14 protein-coding genes are annotated in these 19287 nt (G+C 34.7%); 9 read left to right on the top strand and 5 right to left on the bottom strand.

Going from position 1 to position 19287, the window contains the following annotated elements; all coding sequences use genetic code 11:
• Nucleotides 1-110 precede the first annotated feature (110 nt).
• Together LB449_RS01865 and LB449_RS01860 are read right to left on the bottom strand one after the other, a co-directional pair.
• Complete coding sequence (locus LB449_RS01865; RefSeq protein WP_224453373.1) at nt 111-1199, bottom strand: ABC transporter permease; 1089 nt, start codon at nt 1197-1199, stop codon at nt 111-113.
• A 21-nt stretch (nt 1200-1220) separates the two neighbouring features.
• Entirely contained in the window at nt 1221-3368 is a 2148-nt protein-coding gene (locus tag LB449_RS01860) for a carboxy terminal-processing peptidase (RefSeq protein ID WP_224453372.1), read from the bottom strand.
• Nucleotides 3369-3526: 158 nt separating this feature from the next.
• Here LB449_RS01860 and surE point away from each other — a divergent pair, with 158 nt between their 5' ends.
• Genes surE through LB449_RS01845 form a run of 3 tightly spaced genes read left to right on the top strand, consistent with a single transcriptional unit; the run spans nt 3527 to nt 5073 of the window.
• The gene (gene surE / locus LB449_RS01855; protein ID WP_224453371.1) at nt 3527-4312 is read left to right on the top strand and encodes a 5'/3'-nucleotidase SurE; all 786 of its coding nucleotides are present in this window, start codon (nt 3527-3529) and stop codon (nt 4310-4312) included.
• Nucleotides 4305-4586 carry a hypothetical protein gene (locus LB449_RS01850; RefSeq protein WP_224453370.1) on the top strand — a complete coding sequence of 94 codons (282 nt, stop codon included), beginning with the start codon at nt 4305-4307 and terminating at the stop codon, nt 4584-4586. The genes surE and LB449_RS01850 overlap by 8 nt, the downstream gene beginning before the upstream one ends.
• A 4-nt stretch (nt 4587-4590) precedes the next feature.
• Nucleotides 4591-5073 (top strand): acyl-CoA thioesterase, encoded by a 483-nt coding sequence (locus LB449_RS01845; protein ID WP_224453369.1) that lies wholly within the window; start codon nt 4591-4593, stop codon nt 5071-5073.
• 66 nt (nt 5074-5139) lie between these two features.
• Here LB449_RS01845 and LB449_RS01840 read toward each other — a convergent pair whose 3' ends face one another.
• Nucleotides 5140-6966: a fasciclin domain-containing protein gene (locus LB449_RS01840; RefSeq protein ID WP_224453368.1), complete on the bottom strand. Its 1827-nt coding sequence runs from the start codon at nt 6964-6966 to the stop codon at nt 5140-5142.
• A gap of 118 nt (nt 6967-7084) precedes the next feature.
• Nucleotides 7085-7735, bottom strand: coding sequence for a hypothetical protein (locus LB449_RS01835; protein WP_224453367.1), 651 nt, complete (start codon nt 7733-7735; stop codon nt 7085-7087).
• Between the two features lie 78 nt (nt 7736-7813).
• On the opposite strand from LB449_RS01835, the gene LB449_RS01830 reads away from it, so the two are divergent.
• The 5 genes from LB449_RS01830 (at nt 7814) to LB449_RS01810 (ending at nt 15411) form a co-directional block, all read left to right on the top strand.
• Nucleotides 7814-8338, top strand: a complete 525-nt coding sequence (locus LB449_RS01830; RefSeq protein ID WP_224453366.1) for an RNA polymerase sigma factor — start codon at nt 7814-7816, stop codon at nt 8336-8338.
• 44 nt (nt 8339-8382) lie between these two features.
• Nucleotides 8383-9291, top strand: coding sequence for a FecR family protein (locus tag LB449_RS01825; protein ID WP_224453365.1), 909 nt, complete (start codon nt 8383-8385; stop codon nt 9289-9291).
• On the top strand, nt 9288-11804 hold the full coding sequence (locus tag LB449_RS01820) for a TonB-dependent receptor plug domain-containing protein (protein ID WP_224453364.1): 2517 nt from the start codon (nt 9288-9290) through the stop codon (nt 11802-11804). Before LB449_RS01825 ends, LB449_RS01820 begins: the two co-directional genes overlap by 4 nt.
• A gap of 87 nt (nt 11805-11891) precedes the next feature.
• Entirely contained in the window at nt 11892-14399 is a 2508-nt protein-coding gene (locus LB449_RS01815) for a M14 family metallopeptidase (protein ID WP_224453363.1), read from the top strand.
• 100 nt (nt 14400-14499) lie between these two features.
• Nucleotides 14500-15411 carry a patatin-like phospholipase family protein gene (locus LB449_RS01810; RefSeq protein WP_224453362.1) on the top strand — a complete coding sequence of 304 codons (912 nt, stop codon included), beginning with the start codon at nt 14500-14502 and terminating at the stop codon, nt 15409-15411.
• A gap of 154 nt (nt 15412-15565) precedes the next feature.
• Here LB449_RS01810 and LB449_RS01805 read toward each other — a convergent pair whose 3' ends face one another.
• Complete coding sequence (locus tag LB449_RS01805; protein WP_224453361.1) at nt 15566-16567, bottom strand: NADP-dependent oxidoreductase; 1002 nt, start codon at nt 16565-16567, stop codon at nt 15566-15568.
• Nucleotides 16568-16796: 229 nt separating this feature from the next.
• Here LB449_RS01805 and LB449_RS01800 point away from each other — a divergent pair, with 229 nt between their 5' ends.
• Nucleotides 16797-19274, top strand: a complete 2478-nt coding sequence (locus LB449_RS01800) for a hypothetical protein (protein WP_224453360.1) — start codon at nt 16797-16799, stop codon at nt 19272-19274.
• The last annotated feature ends 13 nt before the right edge of the window (nt 19275-19287 follow it).

Raw genomic sequence — 19287 nt, 5'->3', positions numbered from 1 at the left:
AAATTTCCTACTTTAAAAGACCTCACAGGTTTTATAAAACCTGTGAGGTCTTCACACATAATGGAATAATGTGGAATCTGTCCTAACTAATGTTTTTTTTAAAATATATTTTAATTTTTCACATCGAGTGCATCTCTGAGTGCATTACCGATAAGCATAAAAGCCATCACCAAACTCATGATACCTAATCCTGGAATAATGGCTAAATAAGCTTTCCCTAAAATGATGTAACTGTAATGGTCTTTGATCATCGCTCCCCAGCTTGGGGTGGGTGGCTGAGCTCCAATTCCTAAAAAACTGAGTCCACTTTCTATAAGTATGGCTGCAGCAAAATTGGCTGCAGAAATAACAATCACTGGAGCAAGCACGTTTGGCAAAATGTGTTTTATAATAATCCTTTGGTTTTTAAACCCTAAAGCTCTGGCAGCTGTGACAAATTGAAAGGATTTAACACTCATGACCTGTCCCCTCACCACTCTTGCCACTTCCACCCACATGGTGAGGCCTACTGCAATAAAAACTTGCCAAAAGCCTTTTCCAAGCGCTAAAGTAATTGCTATGACTAAAAGTAAAGTCGGAATTGACCAAGTCACATTAATCAGCCACATCACGGCTGCATCTATTTTACCTCCATAATACCCGGAAATAGACCCTAAAAATAATCCTAGCACTAATGAAATAAATACCGAAATAAATCCGACTGAAAAGGAAATTCGCAAGCCTATCAACATCCTGCTTAGTAAATCACGGCCATATTTATCGGTTCCAAGCCAGAAGGTTTTTGTGTAAATGTGTTCGGACGAAAAATTGGAATTGTACTTATTCAAATCAAGCTCATTTTCTAAAGACGGATCTTTAACTCCATAATCCCGATAAAAAAGTTTGTCATCTTTCTCTCTATAAGATTCTATAGGAATAATTTCATTAGCATATTTATTTCCTAAAAAAGATCTTGACAACCAAGATTGTTCACCGGAATTGAGGTTTGGAATTTCAATGACCTTGGTAGAGAACCCAGGCGATTTTGAATGAATACTTAAGGCCATTGTGTTTGCATTTTCTGAGCTATCGGGAGCAAAAAAATAGGCAAATATTCCTACAAACAGACAAAGGACGATAAACCAAAAACTTAAAACGCCCCAAAGGTTTTTTTTAAACTTTTGGAGCGCTAAGCTTTGTAAAGAAGAATTTTCTTTCAAGGGTGATGTATTGATAATGTTTTAGTTTTTCCTAGCAGCAAGTTTGATGGAATTTTTATCTACTTGCAAATCCTGAAGTACCTGAATAGCTTCTTCCACATAAACATCTTTTGATAAACTTTCATGCCATCTTTTTCTCTTTTGAGTTAATGATGAGTCCTTAGACATCAAAGCTGCTTCATAAGGAAGAGATTCATAAGTTAAGTTCGAACTGTAATTGTCTATTTTTTCAAACTTTTTAGACATCTCCTCTACTTTAGCTATATCTTCACTATAGTTTTCATAGTTCAAACTAAAATTATTTTGATTTCTTTGAGACTGGATCCACTTAGCATTTTCATCTATCAACTGTATTTGCGAATTAGATGATAAACGCTTTTTACTTGTTTTAATCACTTGATTCAAATTAGAATACCCATTCCAGACATCGTAATTTGCCGGAGCAATTTTGTCCCACGGCATTGGATTTTCATAATCTCTTTCACCTATATCAATATAAGAGTAACGGTCTGGAACGGCAACATCACTTTCTACACCTTTTAGCTGTGTAGAACCTCCATTAATTCTATAAAACTTCTGTGTAGTAATTTTCAAAGCTCCCATATCACCAAAGGAACTATTTCTCATCCACCTATTTAAATCAACGACATTTTGAACGGTTCCTTTACCATAAGTTTGTTTACTACCTATCACAACAGCTCTCTCGTAATCCTGCATTGCAGCAGCCAAAATTTCTGAAGCTGAAGCTGAAAGTTCATTTACAAGTATGACAAGTGGCTTATCCCATATAACATTAGAATCTGAATCTTTTAAAACTTCAGTATTATTTTTCGCATCTCTTACTTGTACAACAGGACCTTTATCAATGAAGAAACCAGCAATATCTACTACTGTAGATAAAGAACCACCTCCATTATTTCTTAGATCTATCACAAGACCTTTAGCATCAATTTCATTTAATCTTTCAAGTTCTTTTTTAATATCAGAAGCCGCATTTCTTTCATCATAGTTTTGCATATCGAAATAAAATTTCGGTAGATTTATGATTCCAAAAAGCTCTCCATTTCTTTTTACAGTTGAAGATTTTGCGTAAGTTTCTTCAATCTCAACCACATCTCTTACAATATTTATGGACTGGGTACTTCCATCTACTTTCTTCACTGTAAGTACAACTCTTGTTCCTTTTGGACCTTTGATAAGATCTACTGCATCATCTAATCTCATCCCCCGAATATCTACAGCTTCCTCTTCATCTTCCTGTTTTACTTTCTGGATAAGGTCTCCAACTTCCAATTCTCCATTAGTCCAAGCCGGACCCCCAGAAATAACTTCAACAATTTTTACATTGTCTCTTTGTTTTTGAAGTCGTGCACCAATCCCTTCTAGTTTTCCAGACATTGAGATATCAAACCTGTCTTTATCCTGAGGTGCGAGATAATTTGTATGTGGATCAAACTGACTTACGAAAGAATTGACGTATAAACTAAACCAATCTTTACGTTCCAAATCTGACATGGTGTCGAAATAATTTTCGATAGACTCTCTGGTGATTTCTCGTGCTTCTTGTTCTAAATCGGCATCAGATTTTTTTTCAACATCTTCATCATTTTCATTTTTTTGATTTTGTTCCTGCTTTAAATCATGAAAAGTGGATAGAGTAGAGAATTTAAATTGTTGTCTCCATCTCTCTTTTAATTCTTTCATGTTTTCAGCATAATCCGCATTTTCATAATCAGTATTGATAGTTTCCTTGTCTTCAAAATTGAAGGGATTCTTTAACAATTCTAAGTAAAAGTCTTTTGTTTGTTCCATTCGCTTTTTATAGCGATTTACTGTTAAGTCAAAGAAAACAAGATTTTTATTTTTGATTTGATCATCAATTTGAGTTTCAAAAGCCTTGAAATCTTCAAAATCACTTTTCAGAAAATGTCTTTTTATAGGATCTAATCCTTTAATGTAATCCTTAAAAACGGCCTGAGAGAAATCATCATCAAGCTCTTTCATATCAAAATGTCCTTGCTCAATTACGTGGGTAATGAGTTCTATAAGGATTTGATCTTTATCTGAGTCTTCATCATAATTTTTTGCAGTGAAGCTACAGGAAGTTACGGCTAGCAGAGTCACCAAAAATAGAATAACCAGATTGTTCTTTAATTTGTATCGTTTCATCGTATCAAAGTTCATTAAATTAAAACTAATGTAATATTTTTCAATTTACAGTAAAAACTATACCACTTATTTTAAAGCTAGCTAATAATTTGTTAAACGTGTTTCAAGGCTATTTTGCTTGATGAAATGTTTATTTTAGCTATCAGAAAAATTGAACCATGCAAACAGAAAAAAAACCTTTAATTCTCGTCACCAATGACGACGGAATAACTGCTCCGGGCATAAGACATCTCATCAAAATAATGAAAACAATAGGAGAAGTTGTCGTTGTCGCTCCCGATAGACCTCAAAGTGGAATGGGACATGCCATTACAATAAGTGATAATTTATACTGTGATCCTGTCACTATCGATAAATATTCTCAAATCAAAGAATTTTCGTGCTCCGGGACTCCGGCAGATTGTGTAAAAATTGGCACTCAGGAAATCCTTAAGCGCAAACCAGACTTATGCGTCAGTGGAATTAATCATGGTTCCAATTCATCTATCAACGTGATTTATTCTGGAACAATGAGTGCAGCTGTAGAAGCAGGCGTAGAGGGAATACCCGCTATTGGATTTTCGCTATTGGATTACTCCATGGAGGCCAATTTTGATCATACCACTAAATACGTAAAACGTATCACCCAAAGTGTAATTAAAAATGGCTTACCTAAAGGCACGGTTTTAAATGTAAATATCCCGAAGGCAAGTGAGGAAAAAATTAAAGGAATTCAAATTTGCAGACAAGCCAATGCGCGCTGGGAAGAAAGGTTTGATAAACGCCAGAACCCTCAGGGAAGAGATTATTACTGGCTATCTGGAGAATTTGTCAATCAAGACAAAGGAAATAATACAGACGTAGAAGCCCTCGATGCTAATTATGTTTCAGTAGTTCCCGTTAAATTTGATTTGACAGCGCATGATTTTATAAATGAGCTTAATTCCTGGGATATTAATGATTAAAAAAGAAATTGCTGTAGGTTTTTTAGTAGGAATTGTTGCAAATCTTGCAGGAATGTTTCTATACATAAGTCTTGTCATGCAAAAAGAGTTTGAAATAGTGATGAGTAAAGCTTCAGATGAAGGTGTTTTAGGAAGCATCATTGCACTTGGCGCTATTTTGAATTTCCTGCCGTTTTTTGTCTTTATCAAAAAAAAGCAAGATTACAGAGCAAGAGGAGTACTCATAGCAACAATCTTAAGTGCCACAATTATTTTAATATCAAAATTTATATAAATACATGTATACAAAATCATTTGAAATACGATGGAGTGACCTTGATGCCAACAGGCATCTCGCTAATTCATCGTATCAAAATTTTATGAGTCATACCAGAATGGCATTCCTAGTTGAAAAGGGATTTTCACAACAAGAACTTGTGAAACATAACTTAGGACCCGTTGTTTTTTATGAACACATTTTTTACTTCAAAGAGCTTAAACCCGAAGATCAGGTAAAAGTGAGCCTTGAATTGAAAGGCTTGAGTCAAGATGGCATGTTTTTTCAATTTGAACATAATATCTACAATCAGAAAGGTCAGAATAGTGCACGCTGCGAAATGATGGGATCTTGGTTGGATTTAACCTCAAGACAACTTACGTCTTTGCCAGAACATTTACTGAGACCTTTGGAACATCTTACGAAAACTGAAGACTATAAAACCCTGACTAAAGAAGACACTAGAAAATTTGGGGTAAAACCTAAACATCTTGATCAAGTTTAATTTGTAAATAAAAAAAGGGTTCAACCAAGTTGAACCCTTTTTCATTTGAATAAAATAAACTTGAATTTATTCTGCTGGTAACAATACTGTATTTATAGCATGAATCACTCCATTGGTAGCTTGCACATCAACAGCAATTACTCCAATTCCTGTGTTTCCTGCTCCATCTGTAAGATCAGCAATATTCTCACCAGTTCCAGGAAGTGTAACTGTGATATCACTTCCCTCAAAAGATTCTACAATAGCACCGTCTGTCAAATCTCCAGATCTTATATTTGATTCTGCAATAACATGATGACTAAGCACAGCACTAAGCGCTGGTTCACCCGGTACTGTAATAGCATCAAAAGCTGAGTTGACTGGAGCGAAAACTGTGAATGGTGAATTTGCAGTTCCTGAAAGTACATTTACAAAATCTGTATCAGCAGCTTGAAGCGCTCCTGCCAGTGCTGAAAAATTTGGATCTGCTGTGGCAAAGGTTACAACAGTTGGCAAAGTAATAACTGCATCTACAATGTGTACTACTCCATTTGCAGCTTCGTTGTCTGCTACTGTAACGCTTGAGACACCATTAAGTCTTACACCATCATCAAGGTTGATGTAGAAACTTAAATTATCATCTGTGTCACCATAAGTAGCAAGAGAATTAGTGTAGCTTGTACTTAAATCAGTAGAAAGTGCTGTCCCTGTAAGGACATGATTCAATAAAACTTGAGTAACAACTTCCACAGGAAGATCCTCAAGAGCTGCTCCATCTAGAAATGTTGCAAAGGCAGCATTAGTCGGAGCAAATACAGTATATTCTTCAGCTCTATCAGCTAAAGCTTCATTTAACCCTGTATACTCCAGAGCAGCGACAAGACTAGAAAGATCATCATTCATCATTGCAAGACCGGCAATAGTTGGATCTATAGCATCAAGGATTTCGTTTGGTAATAATACTTTATCAATGGCGTGAACTACACCATTATTAGTCTGAACGTCTACAACGGCAATATTTGCATTCACTGTTGAAGCATCGCTAATTTGTGCACCATCAGATAAATCGAATACTAAATCTTCACCCTGTAGTGTTATCGCAGATAATCCAGTAGAAAGGTCTCCAGATCTCACATTACTTTCTGCAATCACGTGGTATTCAAGTACTGTAGCTAAAGTTTCAGGAGCAACTTCTTCTAAACTTTGTACCCCAAGTGCAGCTAATAAATCTTCAAAAGCGGCATTCGTTGGAGCAAATACTGTAAAAGGTGAACTAGCAGAACCTGAAAGTATATCTACATAATTTGTAGTTTCTGTACTTGCACGCTGTAAAGCAGCTACAAGAGTAGAAAATTCTGGATTTGCAAGGGCTTGTGTAACAACACTTGGCAAACCAATAACTGCGTCTACTTCGTGCACAACACCGTTGGTCGCCACAATATCTGGAGTAGTGACACTAGACACACCATTAACAGTTACTCCGTTTTCTGTGTTAATAAATAGACTAAGTTCAGCTTCAGACGCACCACCTTTACCTAATGAGTTTACGTAACCTGTGGATAAATCTGCAGCTAAAATTCTACCATTAACAACATGGTTTAAAAGAACTTCACTTAAAAGATCTTCTGGTACTTCTTCAAGGCTTGAGAATCCATTATCTTGTAAGAATGCATTAAATGCATTGTTAGTAGGTGCAAACACGGTAAGGTTTCCACTTCCTCCAACAAATGGAGTTACTAAATTTGTACGTTCAAGAGCCGCTAGTAATGAAGAAAATTGGTCATTTTCTGTTACTAAATCAGCAATTGTCGGATCTCCAGAAGGAGGGGTTACTGGAGCATCATCATCGTCTGAGCATGATACCGAAGCAGTAACAAAAATTGCCAAAAGCAATAATTTTGATAAAAATTTCATAGTCTTTTATGTTTAATTGTTCATCAATAAGACAATACAAATCAAAAAACTACTACCTGAAAATTTTTATTTAATATCAATTTAACAAAACAAGAGAGCGTCTTAATAAGAATTACGTTCAATCACAATTTCTAACTACGGATTGGAAAGTGTTGATAAATTCTGAATTAGAATTTACAGTTGTGTTTTCAGAATTTCTATCCTGAAGTAATATAGGATACTGAATTTCATAAACATCATTATCGTGAAGTTCCTCAAAGTACATAAAGGCCTCTTTATTATTGGTAAGGTCAAAAGTTTTAAAAACACCGTGTATTTCATTGAATTGTTTGATTGTGAGATTATAAACCAAATCAACACAGGAATTTGGCTCAATATCAAGACTTCTTTCACATGACAATTTATGTGAATTTAGTTCTGAAGTCGAATTCACTTCAAAAATTTGATAGTTTTTAAGCGCAATAGAAACAGGATATAGAATTTCAATTTCATCAGAAACATCTAAGTATGAAAGTTCTTCGGCAGACGTAAATGTTTTAATGTTTGAATTGACTTTTAATTGATAAGGAAATACCAAACTAAAACATGAGGTATTATCAACTTGATCATCAAAGGAGGCATCATGTGAAGTTATTGACTTTAAAACGGAAGTCAATTCAGAAGAGTTATGGGATGCATCTAAGGCTTCTACGATTTGATTATCGTCATTGTAACATCCTGAAAAAATAATTATCAAAAATAATAATGTATACTTGTAGAGTTTGGTCATTGTTCATTTATTCGTTTATTAGACAACTTAAATATTAAAAACCCTACTCAAAGAGTTTTTTTTATATTTTTAGCTCTTATGAAAAAGGCTCATTCACTTGTCAAAAATTGCTGTGAAAAATCAGTGTTTTCAAAACTTCACCAAAGATACGCCAAAGATTTACACGATTTTATTTATTACAAATTTGGCGAGGAGCATAATCCAAAAGACAAGGTCCAGGAAGCTTTTTTAAAATTATGGGAAAATTGTAAAAAAATTGTTCCAGGAAAGGCTAAAAGTTACTTATTTTCTGTAGCCAATAATACCACGTTGAACGTAATCAAACACAAGAAAGTTGTTTTGAATTATGAGTTAAATTTTAAACAAAAAAACTCTGATAATCAGGATCCGCAATTTGTTTTGGAAGAGAAAGAATATTTAGACAAATATCAAATAGCTATATCCAATCTCACTGAAGAAAAAAGAGTTGCCTTTCTTTTGAATAGAGTTGAAGGTAAAAAACACAAGGAAATAGCAGAAATTCTTGGTATATCAAAAAAGGCTGTGGAAAAAAGAATATATACAGCTTTGGAGCAATTACGTAAAGAAATTGAGGGAATTTAACAAATGATAAGTAGGAGAATTAATGGTTTAGTTGTCAAGTTAATATGAATATTAAAAAAGAATACTTAATTAATAAGTGGCTCAATAACGAGTTAACGGAGGAAGAATTAAAAGCGTTTAAAAAGTTAGACGATTATGATTCTTATATGAAGATTTCAGAAAAAGCGAAATATTTTAAATGCCCTGATTTCAATACTAATGATTCTCTCAAAAACATCGAGTCAAACATTAAAGCCAAAAAATCGTCGTCATATAAAATCAGATATCAATACTTAGCAGCAGTTGCTGCAATTTTAATTGTGGCCTTTTCTATTTTCAAAATATTCAATAACAATTCTGACATTAAAACCTTCAAGACAGAAGTTGCTAAGACACAAACTATTAATCTACCTGATAATTCGATCGTTAATCTAAGCGCAAATTCACTAATTTCTTTCGATAATTCTGCTTGGGATACGAAAAGAAATTTGACTTTGGAAGGTGAAGCTTTTTTTGATGTTGAAAAAGGAAAAAAATTCACTGTAGAAACATCCTACGGAAAAATACAGGTTTTAGGCACTCAATTTAATGTAAAAGCAAGAAAGTATGGCTTTGAAGTTGCTTGCTACGAAGGCTCTGTTCAAATAAACGTTGATGATAGAATTTACGTCCTTGAAGAAAAGAATCATTTTACTTTGAAAAACAAAAATATCTCAAAAAGTAAGACCGTCTTCAAATCTCCAGATTGGAAAAGAAACTCTACAATTCTGAAGAGCACCTCTTTAGATGTAGTTCTAAAAGAATTTAAAAATTACTATGACGTTGACTTCGAGACTTCAACCGTTGACATGTCGAGACAATATACAGGAAGTTTTATTCATAATGACTTAGAAAATGCATTAAAATCTATTACTTTGCCACTAGATTTGACCTATGAAATAAAGAAAGAAAAGGTCGTTTTAAAAGCTAAGTGAAATTTATAAACCGATTTTTATTTATTCTTTTCGCATTTGGTTTATCCTTCATTTCAAATGCTCAAAAGATTGAAAAAGCAAATGAATTATTATATTTCATCAATACATTAGAAAAGGAACACAATGTCCTTTTTTCATACGCAGACGATGAAATAGACAATATCATTGTGCCCAGGCAAAAGAAATTATCAAGCTTAGAAGAAAATCTTCAGTTTTTGAGAGAGGTTACTCCTTTCGATTATTCATACCATTCAGAATCAAATATTTTAATTATACCCAAATCTGGGTTTAAAATATTTTGTATTGCCGCAAAAGATAAGCTTACAAAAAAGGGAATAGCTGATTCTTATCTTAAAATAAACAAGTATATATTCCATTCTGATAGTAATGGTCAATTCAAAATTCCAATAAATGCATCTATAGTAGATGTGTTTGTAAGCGCAGAGGGCTATATACCCGAACAATTACAGATAGATACTAGAAAAAAGGAGTGTTGTCCTGTTTTTGAACTTTCCCCATTTTATGAAGTTCTAGATGAAGTTCTCCTTAAAAATTTTTTAACCAGTGGGATTAATAAGTTCACATCCGGGATTTTAGAAATCAATTATGAAGATTTTGGACTTTTACCGGGTTTGGTGGAGCCAGATGTACTTCTCAGTCTAAAGTCTTTACCAGGAATAACAAGCCGAAATGAAAGCGTCTCTTATTTAAATGTGAGAGGTGGAACTCATGACCAAAACTTAATTCTATGGGATGGAATTAAAATGTATCATACTTCTCATTTTTTTGGTATGATTTCAGCCTTCAATCCTTACATGACCAAAAAAGTAAAACTTATCAAAAATGGCACTTCATCAAAATTTGGGGACGGGGTATCCAGTCTTATAGATATGCAAACCAATGATTCTATTGTCAGTGATTTTAAAGCAGAGGTTGGTTTGAATCTTATTAATACTGATGCTATTATCGAGTCCCCCTTGAGTCAAAATTCTTCCGTTGAATTTTCATTTAGAAAGTCCATCAATTCCCTTTGGGAAAGCCCTACTTATGACCGTTATTTTGATAAAACATTTCAAAATACAGAAGTTACAAATCAGGACTCTCAGGTCTCTCAGCAAAACAATGATTTTTCATTTTATGATTCAAGTTTTAATTATAAAAACAAACTTTCTAATAAGGATTATTTAAAAGCTAATTTGTTTTTTAGTCATGATGAATTTTCATTAAACAGATTTGATATTGAAAGAAATAGTGTAAACACAAGATCTAGTGATTTAAACCAAACGAATGTTGCCGGTGGAATTTATTACAAAAGGAACTGGACAAAAACAACCAACACTGAAATACAGCTTTATGGATCCAAATACAATCAAAATTCAATAAATGCGGATTTTTTGGATCAACAAAGACTTGAGCAAATTAACGAAGTACAAGAAATAGGATTAAGAGTAAATCTAAAAACAAAACTTTATAAAAACATTGCGTTAGAAGCAGGCTATCAATTGAATGAAACTGGAATTTTAAATTCTGAAGAAATTGATAATCCGGGCTTCTTTAGAAGAACTCAAAATTCAATCCTCACCAATAGTGTTTACTCACAGGTCAATTACCAGTCGGAGAATTCCAGACTTAATCTGCAACTTGGAGGACGCTTGAATCACTTTTCGAAATTTGAAAAAATAGTAATAGAACCAAGGTTCAATCTTAGTTATAAACTTTTTGATAATTTATTCCTTGAACTTCTTGCTGAAGAAAAAAGCCAAGTCACTTCCCAGGTTATTGATTTACAGACAGACTTCCTGGGAGTTGAAAATCGAAGATGGGTATTATCCAACCTGGACAATCGCCCAATAATTCAAAGTCAACAGATTTCAACTGGTTTCAATTATATCAAACCAAGCTGGTTTTTCAATGTGGATTTATTTTATAAAAAAGTAGAAGGAATCACGACACAAGGCCAGGGATTTCAAAATCAATTTAGATTCTCACAAGATCACGGTAACTATGAAGTGAAAGGAATTGACTTTTTAATAAATAAAAATTTAAACCGTATATCCAGCTGGGTAAGTTACAGTTTATCAGAAAACAACTATAATTTTGAATCGCTTCAACCTTCAAGATTTCACAGTAATTTGGACATAAGGCATGTCATCTCAACTGGCTTAACTTACGAGCAAAGTGGATTAAAATTATCGGCTGGTTTCAACTGGCATTCTGGAGTTACAGTTACTTTTCCTTCTGATGATCAACCACTAAATCCAGAGGAAATTCTGTTTGAAGCTCCAAACTCTAGAAGGCTTTCAGACTATTTCAGGCTAGACTTCTCCTCTACCTACACCTTCCGTATTTTTAATAAAGTCAGGGCTTTAGCTGGATTTTCTATGTGGAATGTTTTAGGTAATTCCAATGTTTATAATCAATTTTATTTGCTGGATGAAGCTCAAACTATCCAGAGCTTCACACAAAACGGATTAGACTTCACTCCTAATTTTGTTTTCAGATTAAGATTCTAAGTTCCGTTTTTTAGGGAAGATTCAACTTTCTTTATTATTTTGTGTCCAACTTATAAGTTTACTATTAATTACTGAAAATATTACTCTATGAAATCTATACTTTTTGCACTTACTCTTATTGTTTGTATGAGTTCCCAGGCTCAGAATGTGACATTGGATTATTATCTACCAACAGATGTCACTTACAATCAGGATATTCCTAAACCAAGCGAAATTCTTGGCTATATTCCCGGAGAATGGCATGTAAGCCATGACAAACTAGTTCATTACATGACCACTATCGCAGAATCTTCAGATAGAATCAGCATAGAAAACAGAGGTTTTACATATGAACAGAGACCTTTACTCTTGCTTACGGTTACCTCACCTGAAAACCATAAAAACCTTTCTGAAATTAAAGAGAAGCATCTTCAAATCATTTCAGGAGAAGTCTCAGAATCTGACTTAAACTCTATGCCTATAGTCGTAAACCAAGGATTTTCCATTCATGGAAATGAACCAAGCGGTTCAAATGCAGCATTAGTTTTAGCTTATTATCTGGCAGCAGCTGAAGGACCGGCTATTGATCAAATGCTTCAAAATACAGTTATTCTTCTTGATCCAAGTTTTAATCCAGATGGCTTGCAACGTTTTGCTTACTGGACCAATACAAATAGAAGTACACATTTGAATCCTGACCCACAGGATCGTGAATTTTCAGAGATTTTTCCTGGTGGGAGAACGAATCATTACTGGTTCGACATGAATAGAGACTGGCTACCCGTCCAACTTTTGGAAAGCCAGGCCAGAGTAAAAACGTTTTATGACTGGAGACCTAATGTCCTAACAGATCATCATGAAATGGGATCTAATTCCTCTTTTTTCTTTCAGCCTGGAATTCCTGAAAGGACTAATCCATTGACTCCTCAACTCAATCAGGATTTAACTGAAAAGATGGGGAACTATCATGCCAGTGCTTTGGATAGTATTGGATCGCTTTACTATTCCAAAGAGAGTTTTGATGATTTCTATTACGGTAAAGGCTCGACCTTTCCAGATATCAACGGGTCTATAGGTATTCTTTTTGAACAAGGAAGTTCCAGAGGTTCTGGACAAATGACCGATAACGGATTATTGAGCTTTAAGTTCACGATAAGAAATCAGTTCACCGCTGCTCTTTCTACACTAAAAGCCTCTTTAGAATTGAAAGATGAAATTTTAGGCTTACAACATCAGTTTTATAGAAATGCAGAAAAAAATGCTGGAAAAGGCGCTTATATTTTTGGTAGAAAAGGTGACCCAGTATTAACTAATGAGTTAGCTAAAATTTTAAAACAGCATCAGGTTGAGCTTTACAAGTTAAATAAAGATGAAACTATAAATGGAAAAGAATTTGAAGCTAATTCGTCTTACATCATTCCAAAAAATCAATTGCAAAATAGATTGGTTGAAGCGATGTTTGAAGAACGAACAACCTTCCAAGACAGTATTTTCTATGATGTATCGGCATGGAGTTTCAAACACGCTTTTGATGTTGATTTCACAGAAGTAAAGTCGGTAAACAGAGGAGAAAAAGTAGACTCACCAGAATTGAAAACTCCATCTGATATCGTCAAATCAAACTATGCCTATGCCATGAGGTGGAGCGATTTCAACTCGGCAAAAGTTCTCCATAAAATCATGGAGGAAGGCATTAGAGTGAAAGTGGCTCAAAAGCCTTTCCAATCTGCAACTGAAAAGTTTGATTACGGTACGATCATGATACCTGTTCAGAATCAAAATAAAACTGGTAATGAAATTTATACATTACTGAATTCTCTTCAGAAGAAAAATCACATTAAAATTTCAGCGCTTGAGACAGGGTTAACACAAGGAATCAATCTTGGAAGTCGAAATATGAGTCATCTCGAAATGCCTAAAATTGCCATGTTGGTTGGTGACGGTGTAAGATCTTACGATGCCGGCGAAATGTGGCATATGCTGGATTACAGGTTCGAGATTCCTGTCACTAAATTGGACACCAAAGACTTCGATAGAACAAGTCTGGATAAGTATACACACCTTATTATCCCAAGCTCTGGATCAAGTAGTTTAAACGATTCTGGAAAAACTAAGCTGAAAGACTGGGTAAAAGACGGTGGAACTATCATTGCTTACAAAAGCACTGCAAATTGGTTGAAAGCAGAGAAAATGATAGATTTCAAAACCAAAAAAGATTCTGTAATCGCAAAAAATATCAGTTTTGATGAGCGAAGTGAATTTTACGGAGCCAAACGAATTGGTGGAACGATTTTTAACACGAAAGTGGACTTATCTCATCCTTTACTTTACGGATACAATGACAGCGAACTGGCCATTTTTAGAAATTCTAACCTGATGCTGGAAGCTGATGACTTAAGTTTCAATAATCCGATTCAGTATACAGAATCACCACTTCTGAGCGGATACATCAACAAAGAAAATCTAGAATTAATCAAAGGAACTGTTCCTTTCAAACACAATAGTTATGGTAGAGGTCATGTTATGATTTTTACAGATAACACCAACTTTAGAGCATTTTGGCTAGGAACATTCAAGTTGTTTTTGAATTCGATTTTCTTTAGTGATCAAATGTAAATTGATTTTGTTTTTGATTTGAAAAAGCCTGTTTCTACGATGAAACAGGCTTTTTTGTTCGTTAATTTATTGTAATTTAAATTTAAATTCAAAATAAAACATGAAAGCTTTAGTCATTTCCGGAGGAGGAAGCAAAGGTGCCTTTGCAGGTGGCATTGCAGAATATCTCATTGCTGAGTGTGATAACCACTACGATTTATTTTTAGGAACTTCTACTGGAAGCCTGCTTGTTCCTTTGTTATCTATTGGCGAAATTTCAAAGCTGAAAGAGGTTTACACGTCCGTCAATCAAAAGTCTATTTTCAGCCGAAACCCGTTTATCATCAAGAAAAAAGATGATGAATTTGAGATTAAAATCAATCATTTTAATATTCTTCTAGGGTTTCTAAAAGGATCGAAAACCTTCGGCGAAAGCAAAGCCTTGCGAGAACTTATTTTGAATACGATTACCCCAGATTTTTTTAAAAAAATGAAACTTCAATCGGTTGACGTCGTTGTGACAGTTTCCAACATCACTTTGGGTAGTGTTGAGTATAAATCTTTAAAAGACTTTACACGAAAGGAGTTTTGCGACTGGATTTGGGCTTCTGCCAATTTAATTCCTTTTATGAGTTTGGTGTCCAAAGATAATTATGATTACGGAGATGGCGGACTGGGAAATATTGTACCGATATCTGAAGCCATCAATCGGGGAGCATGTGATGTGGATGTGATTGTTCTTAAAACAGAGAAACAATATCAGAAAAAACCAGTTTCGAATGCGCTTGATCTGACGACAAGGGTGTTTGATTTTCTATTGGATCAAATCATCAGGAACGATCTTACTTATGGCAAATTAAGAAGTCAGCATGAACACGTCAACTTGAATTTTTACCATCCGCCGGAAATGCTGACCAAAAACTCATTGATTTTTGATCCTGAACAAATGAAAAAATGGTGGGATTTGGGCTTTGAATATGCCAAGGAAAACGCACCTTATTGCCGTCGCATTGAAACAAAGATGTTTCAATAAATCAGCTCTCCTTCAGAGCTTTTTCAGATTTCTAATTTAACATTGAAACAAGTGGTATTTCGAAACTATTTCCTTTGGAAAAATACCTAAAGACTTTGATTGTCATAAAGTGAAAAACAGCCCCTTGTAAATTAGAGGATTTCTCATCAACCTCTTAAACCTTGACCAACATTTTCCCTTTATTTTTGCCTTCAAATAAGTCTAAAAAAGCCTGCGGGATGTTATCAAACCCTTCTACTATAGTTTCTTCATACTTAAGCTTCCCTTCCTGAAGCCATTCTGCTAGTTGTTTTATACCTTCTGGGTGTCTGTCTTTATAATCAAAAATGACAAAGCCTTTCATCAAAGAACTTTTCTTGATCAAAAACGGCTGAACGCTGGTACTTTTCGGTAATTCAGTTTTGTTATATACCGAAATCGCTCCACAAACTACAGTCCTTGAAAATTTGTTGATGTTGTAAAGCACCGCTTCAGAAATCTCGCCTCCTACATTATCATAATAAACATCAACACCGTTGGGACAGGCTTCAGAGATGACCTGAGTCATGTTTTCTGTAGTTTTGTAATTGATACCCTCATCGTAGCCATAGTCAGATTTGATCAAGTTGATTTTTTCATCGGTGCCAGCGATACCAACCACACGCATTCCGAGTAGTTTTCCTATTTGTCCGACAACAGTTCCTACAGCACCTGCAGCTCCGGAAACCACAAGAGTCTCTCCTTTTTTAGGTTTCCCTATATCGGTAAGTCCAAAATAAGCAGTAAGACCGGTCATGCCTAAAATCCCAAGATAGGCTGAAAGTGGAGCATGATTTGGGTTGACTTTTTTCACAAGTTTGGCGTCAACCACTTGCTTCTCCTTCCACTCCATCATTCCAGTGACAAAATCACCTGTGGTTAAGTCAGAAGACTTCGACTCTATCACTTCTGCGACGCAACCTGAAACGATAGGCTTATCAAGCTCGAAGGGCTCGATATAAGATTCAGCATCCATCATTCTGCCTCGCAGATACGGATCTACAGAAACGTAGGTGGTTTTGAGTAAAACTTCACCCTCCTTCAATTCTGGAACTTCTGAAGTTATAAACTCAAAGTCTGATAATTTTGGAGTTCCAACAGGTCTATTCTTTAGATTTATGGTTGTTGTGATTGGCATACTATTGAGTTTGATTTAGATAGAATTTTAGACTATTTGTCTTGAATTTGTTCAAACTTAAGCGATCAGCTTTAATTTGATATTAAAATTAAACTAAAGTTAGTGGCTTTCTGTTATTTCAAGATTTGGGAAAGTTGAACCATTGAGCCTTAAAGCATTCTCATTGTGATTGAATCAAAATTTTTACTGAAATTTTAGAGTTTAGCTTACTAAAGTTAACATAAATTATATGATGATTTTAAGGATATTCGTTATTATTGATTGGACTAATCCTACTCTACCCATCATGAAAAAACTTTTGTTTTTTAGTATTTCAATCTTATTTTTTATCAGTTCCAACGCCCAGGTGGATCAGTTTACTTTAATGGAAAAAATTAAAGAGCATGACGAAATTCCTCGTGAGATCGCCTATCTGCATCTAAATAAATCCACTTATTTGGAAGGTGAGCAAATAGCATTTACCGCCTATGTTGTAAATAAGCAAAATTTAAAACCATCCGAAGCAACTAACCTTTATATTATAATTAAAGACGATAAAAATAAAGTAGTAAAAGAAAAACTCGTTCTGGTTGAAGATGGTACTTCTTCAAATACCATCCGAGTAGATTCATTGTTTACCGTAGGAAATTATACCATCAGTGCGTTCACCAATTGGATGAGAAACTTCAAAGAACAAAATTACTTTGTAGAAAACATTAAAATTATTGAAGCAGAAAGTAGTGATGAGAATATTGCCAGTACATCTACTGAGAATATAGACCTTCAGTTTCTGCCAGAAAGCGGTCACTTATTGAATGGGGTTATAAATACAGTTGGTGTCATCGCTAAAAAGCAGGATGGTAAGGGTATAGCAAATGCAGAAATTCGAATAGTAAATGATAAGAATAAAGAACTAGCTCAATGCAAGCTTAACCGCTTTGGTATAGGTAAATTTTCTTTTATCCCCGAAACAGGAGTCGCTTATAAAGCAGAAGTTTCCTACCCCGGAGTTCAGTCTAAAAACTTTGAACTAAATGTGCCTGTAGAAAGAAATGGAATTATTCTATCGGCAATCACAACTCAGGAAGAACTTAGACTGTTGGTGAAAACCAATCCAGAAAGTTCTAGATCATTAAAAAATGAAACCTATTCCCTGCTGCTTCATAATTTGACAGAAAGCAAGATGTATGATATAGATTTTAACGATAAATTTTCTATTCCTTTTTTGTTCAATCTCAAAGATTTTCCTCCAGGCATCAATACGGTCACGTTGTTTAATTCTAAGAATAATATAATTGCTGAGCGCATATTCTTTAATTACAACAATCTTCCCAAAACAACATTCGAGAGTCCTAATGTCAAAGCTTCATCAGATTCTATCGAGATCCAATTGAAAACAAAGCAAGCTTTAGATAGTATAAAAGTAAGTGTCTCGGTGTTACCGAAATTTTCATTATCCGATCAAAACAATCACTCTATCACTTCTTATCTTTTATTACAACCACATATTAAAGGTGTTGTCCAACAAGCCGATTGGTACTTCAATGAAATTGATAAGCATAAAATAAGAGAGCTTGACAATCTCCTTATCACCCAAGGATGGAGTACGTACGACTGGAATTTTGTCTTTAATAAAGATTTGAAAATAACCTACCAGTATGAAGATTTACTTAAGATTGAAGCTGTTTTAAACAAACCTGATAAAAAGAATCAGGATTTTTTGATTCATGCCACCAGCACAAGAGCACCTCAGAGGATCAACGTGCCCGGAAATAAAGAGTCGTTTATTGTCGATGATTTCTTTCACACCACAGAGAGTGAACTCAAAATATCCAGAGTTGATGGAAATAGATTGTTACCTGCCAACTTATTTGTCCGATTTTCACCTAATGCCTTTCCAGATTTATATACAAATTCGCCTTACGTCCAACCAGATCTGAAGGAAAATGCTCCCAATATTAATCTGGAGCAACCCGTTGTCTTTTTTGAAGAAGGTAGAGAAATTCTCGATGAAGTCCTGATTGAAAAGAAAGTCGACAAAGTGAAGCAACGCGAGCGTGAGCTAAGCAAGGAAAAAGTATGGGGAAAAATAAAAGTTGTAGATTATGAAGATATCACTCTTTTTAGAACCTTAGCAAATTATCTCAGTAATCAACCTGGAATTAGAGCAGAAGAATCCCAGGGAAGTATGACAGTTATTAATGGTTTTCAGAATTCTTTAGGAACTCCAACTGGCCTAGAAGGAAGAAGCTCGGGACCAGGTCAAAAGGGTATCATGCAATTGTACCTTGATGATATGCCCATGAATAATTCATTTTTCTTTCAATATCCATTGGATTTGGTTGATTATGTAGATATAAACATGAATGGCATGGGTGGCGGCTTTATGGACTTCGATGGAAGCATAAGGATCTACTCCAAATTCACTTCAATCTATGAAGATTCTCAAACCATTAGGCCCCAGAAATTTAACTATCCGGTCGCTTTTAGCCAGCAGAAAAAATATTACATTCCTAAATTCAGTAATGAATACGACGACTTCTTTCAAAGTTATGGCGTTATAGATTGGAAACCTTTATTAAAATCAAATTCCAAGGGAGAAATCTACTTCAAAATCAAAAAACCCGAGGTCGACTATCAACTCATCATCCAGGGTATTTCTGATAATGGTATATTGATACAAGATGTGCAACATATCAAATTAGATGATAATGCTGACTTGAATTAAAACTATTTACATT

The organism is Psychroflexus lacisalsi, assembly GCF_020164495.1.
Taxonomy (GTDB): domain Bacteria; phylum Bacteroidota; class Bacteroidia; order Flavobacteriales; family Flavobacteriaceae; genus Psychroflexus; species Psychroflexus lacisalsi.
Note: the sequence above shows the minus strand (reverse complement) of the source record. Positions and strands in the feature narration are given on the sequence as shown.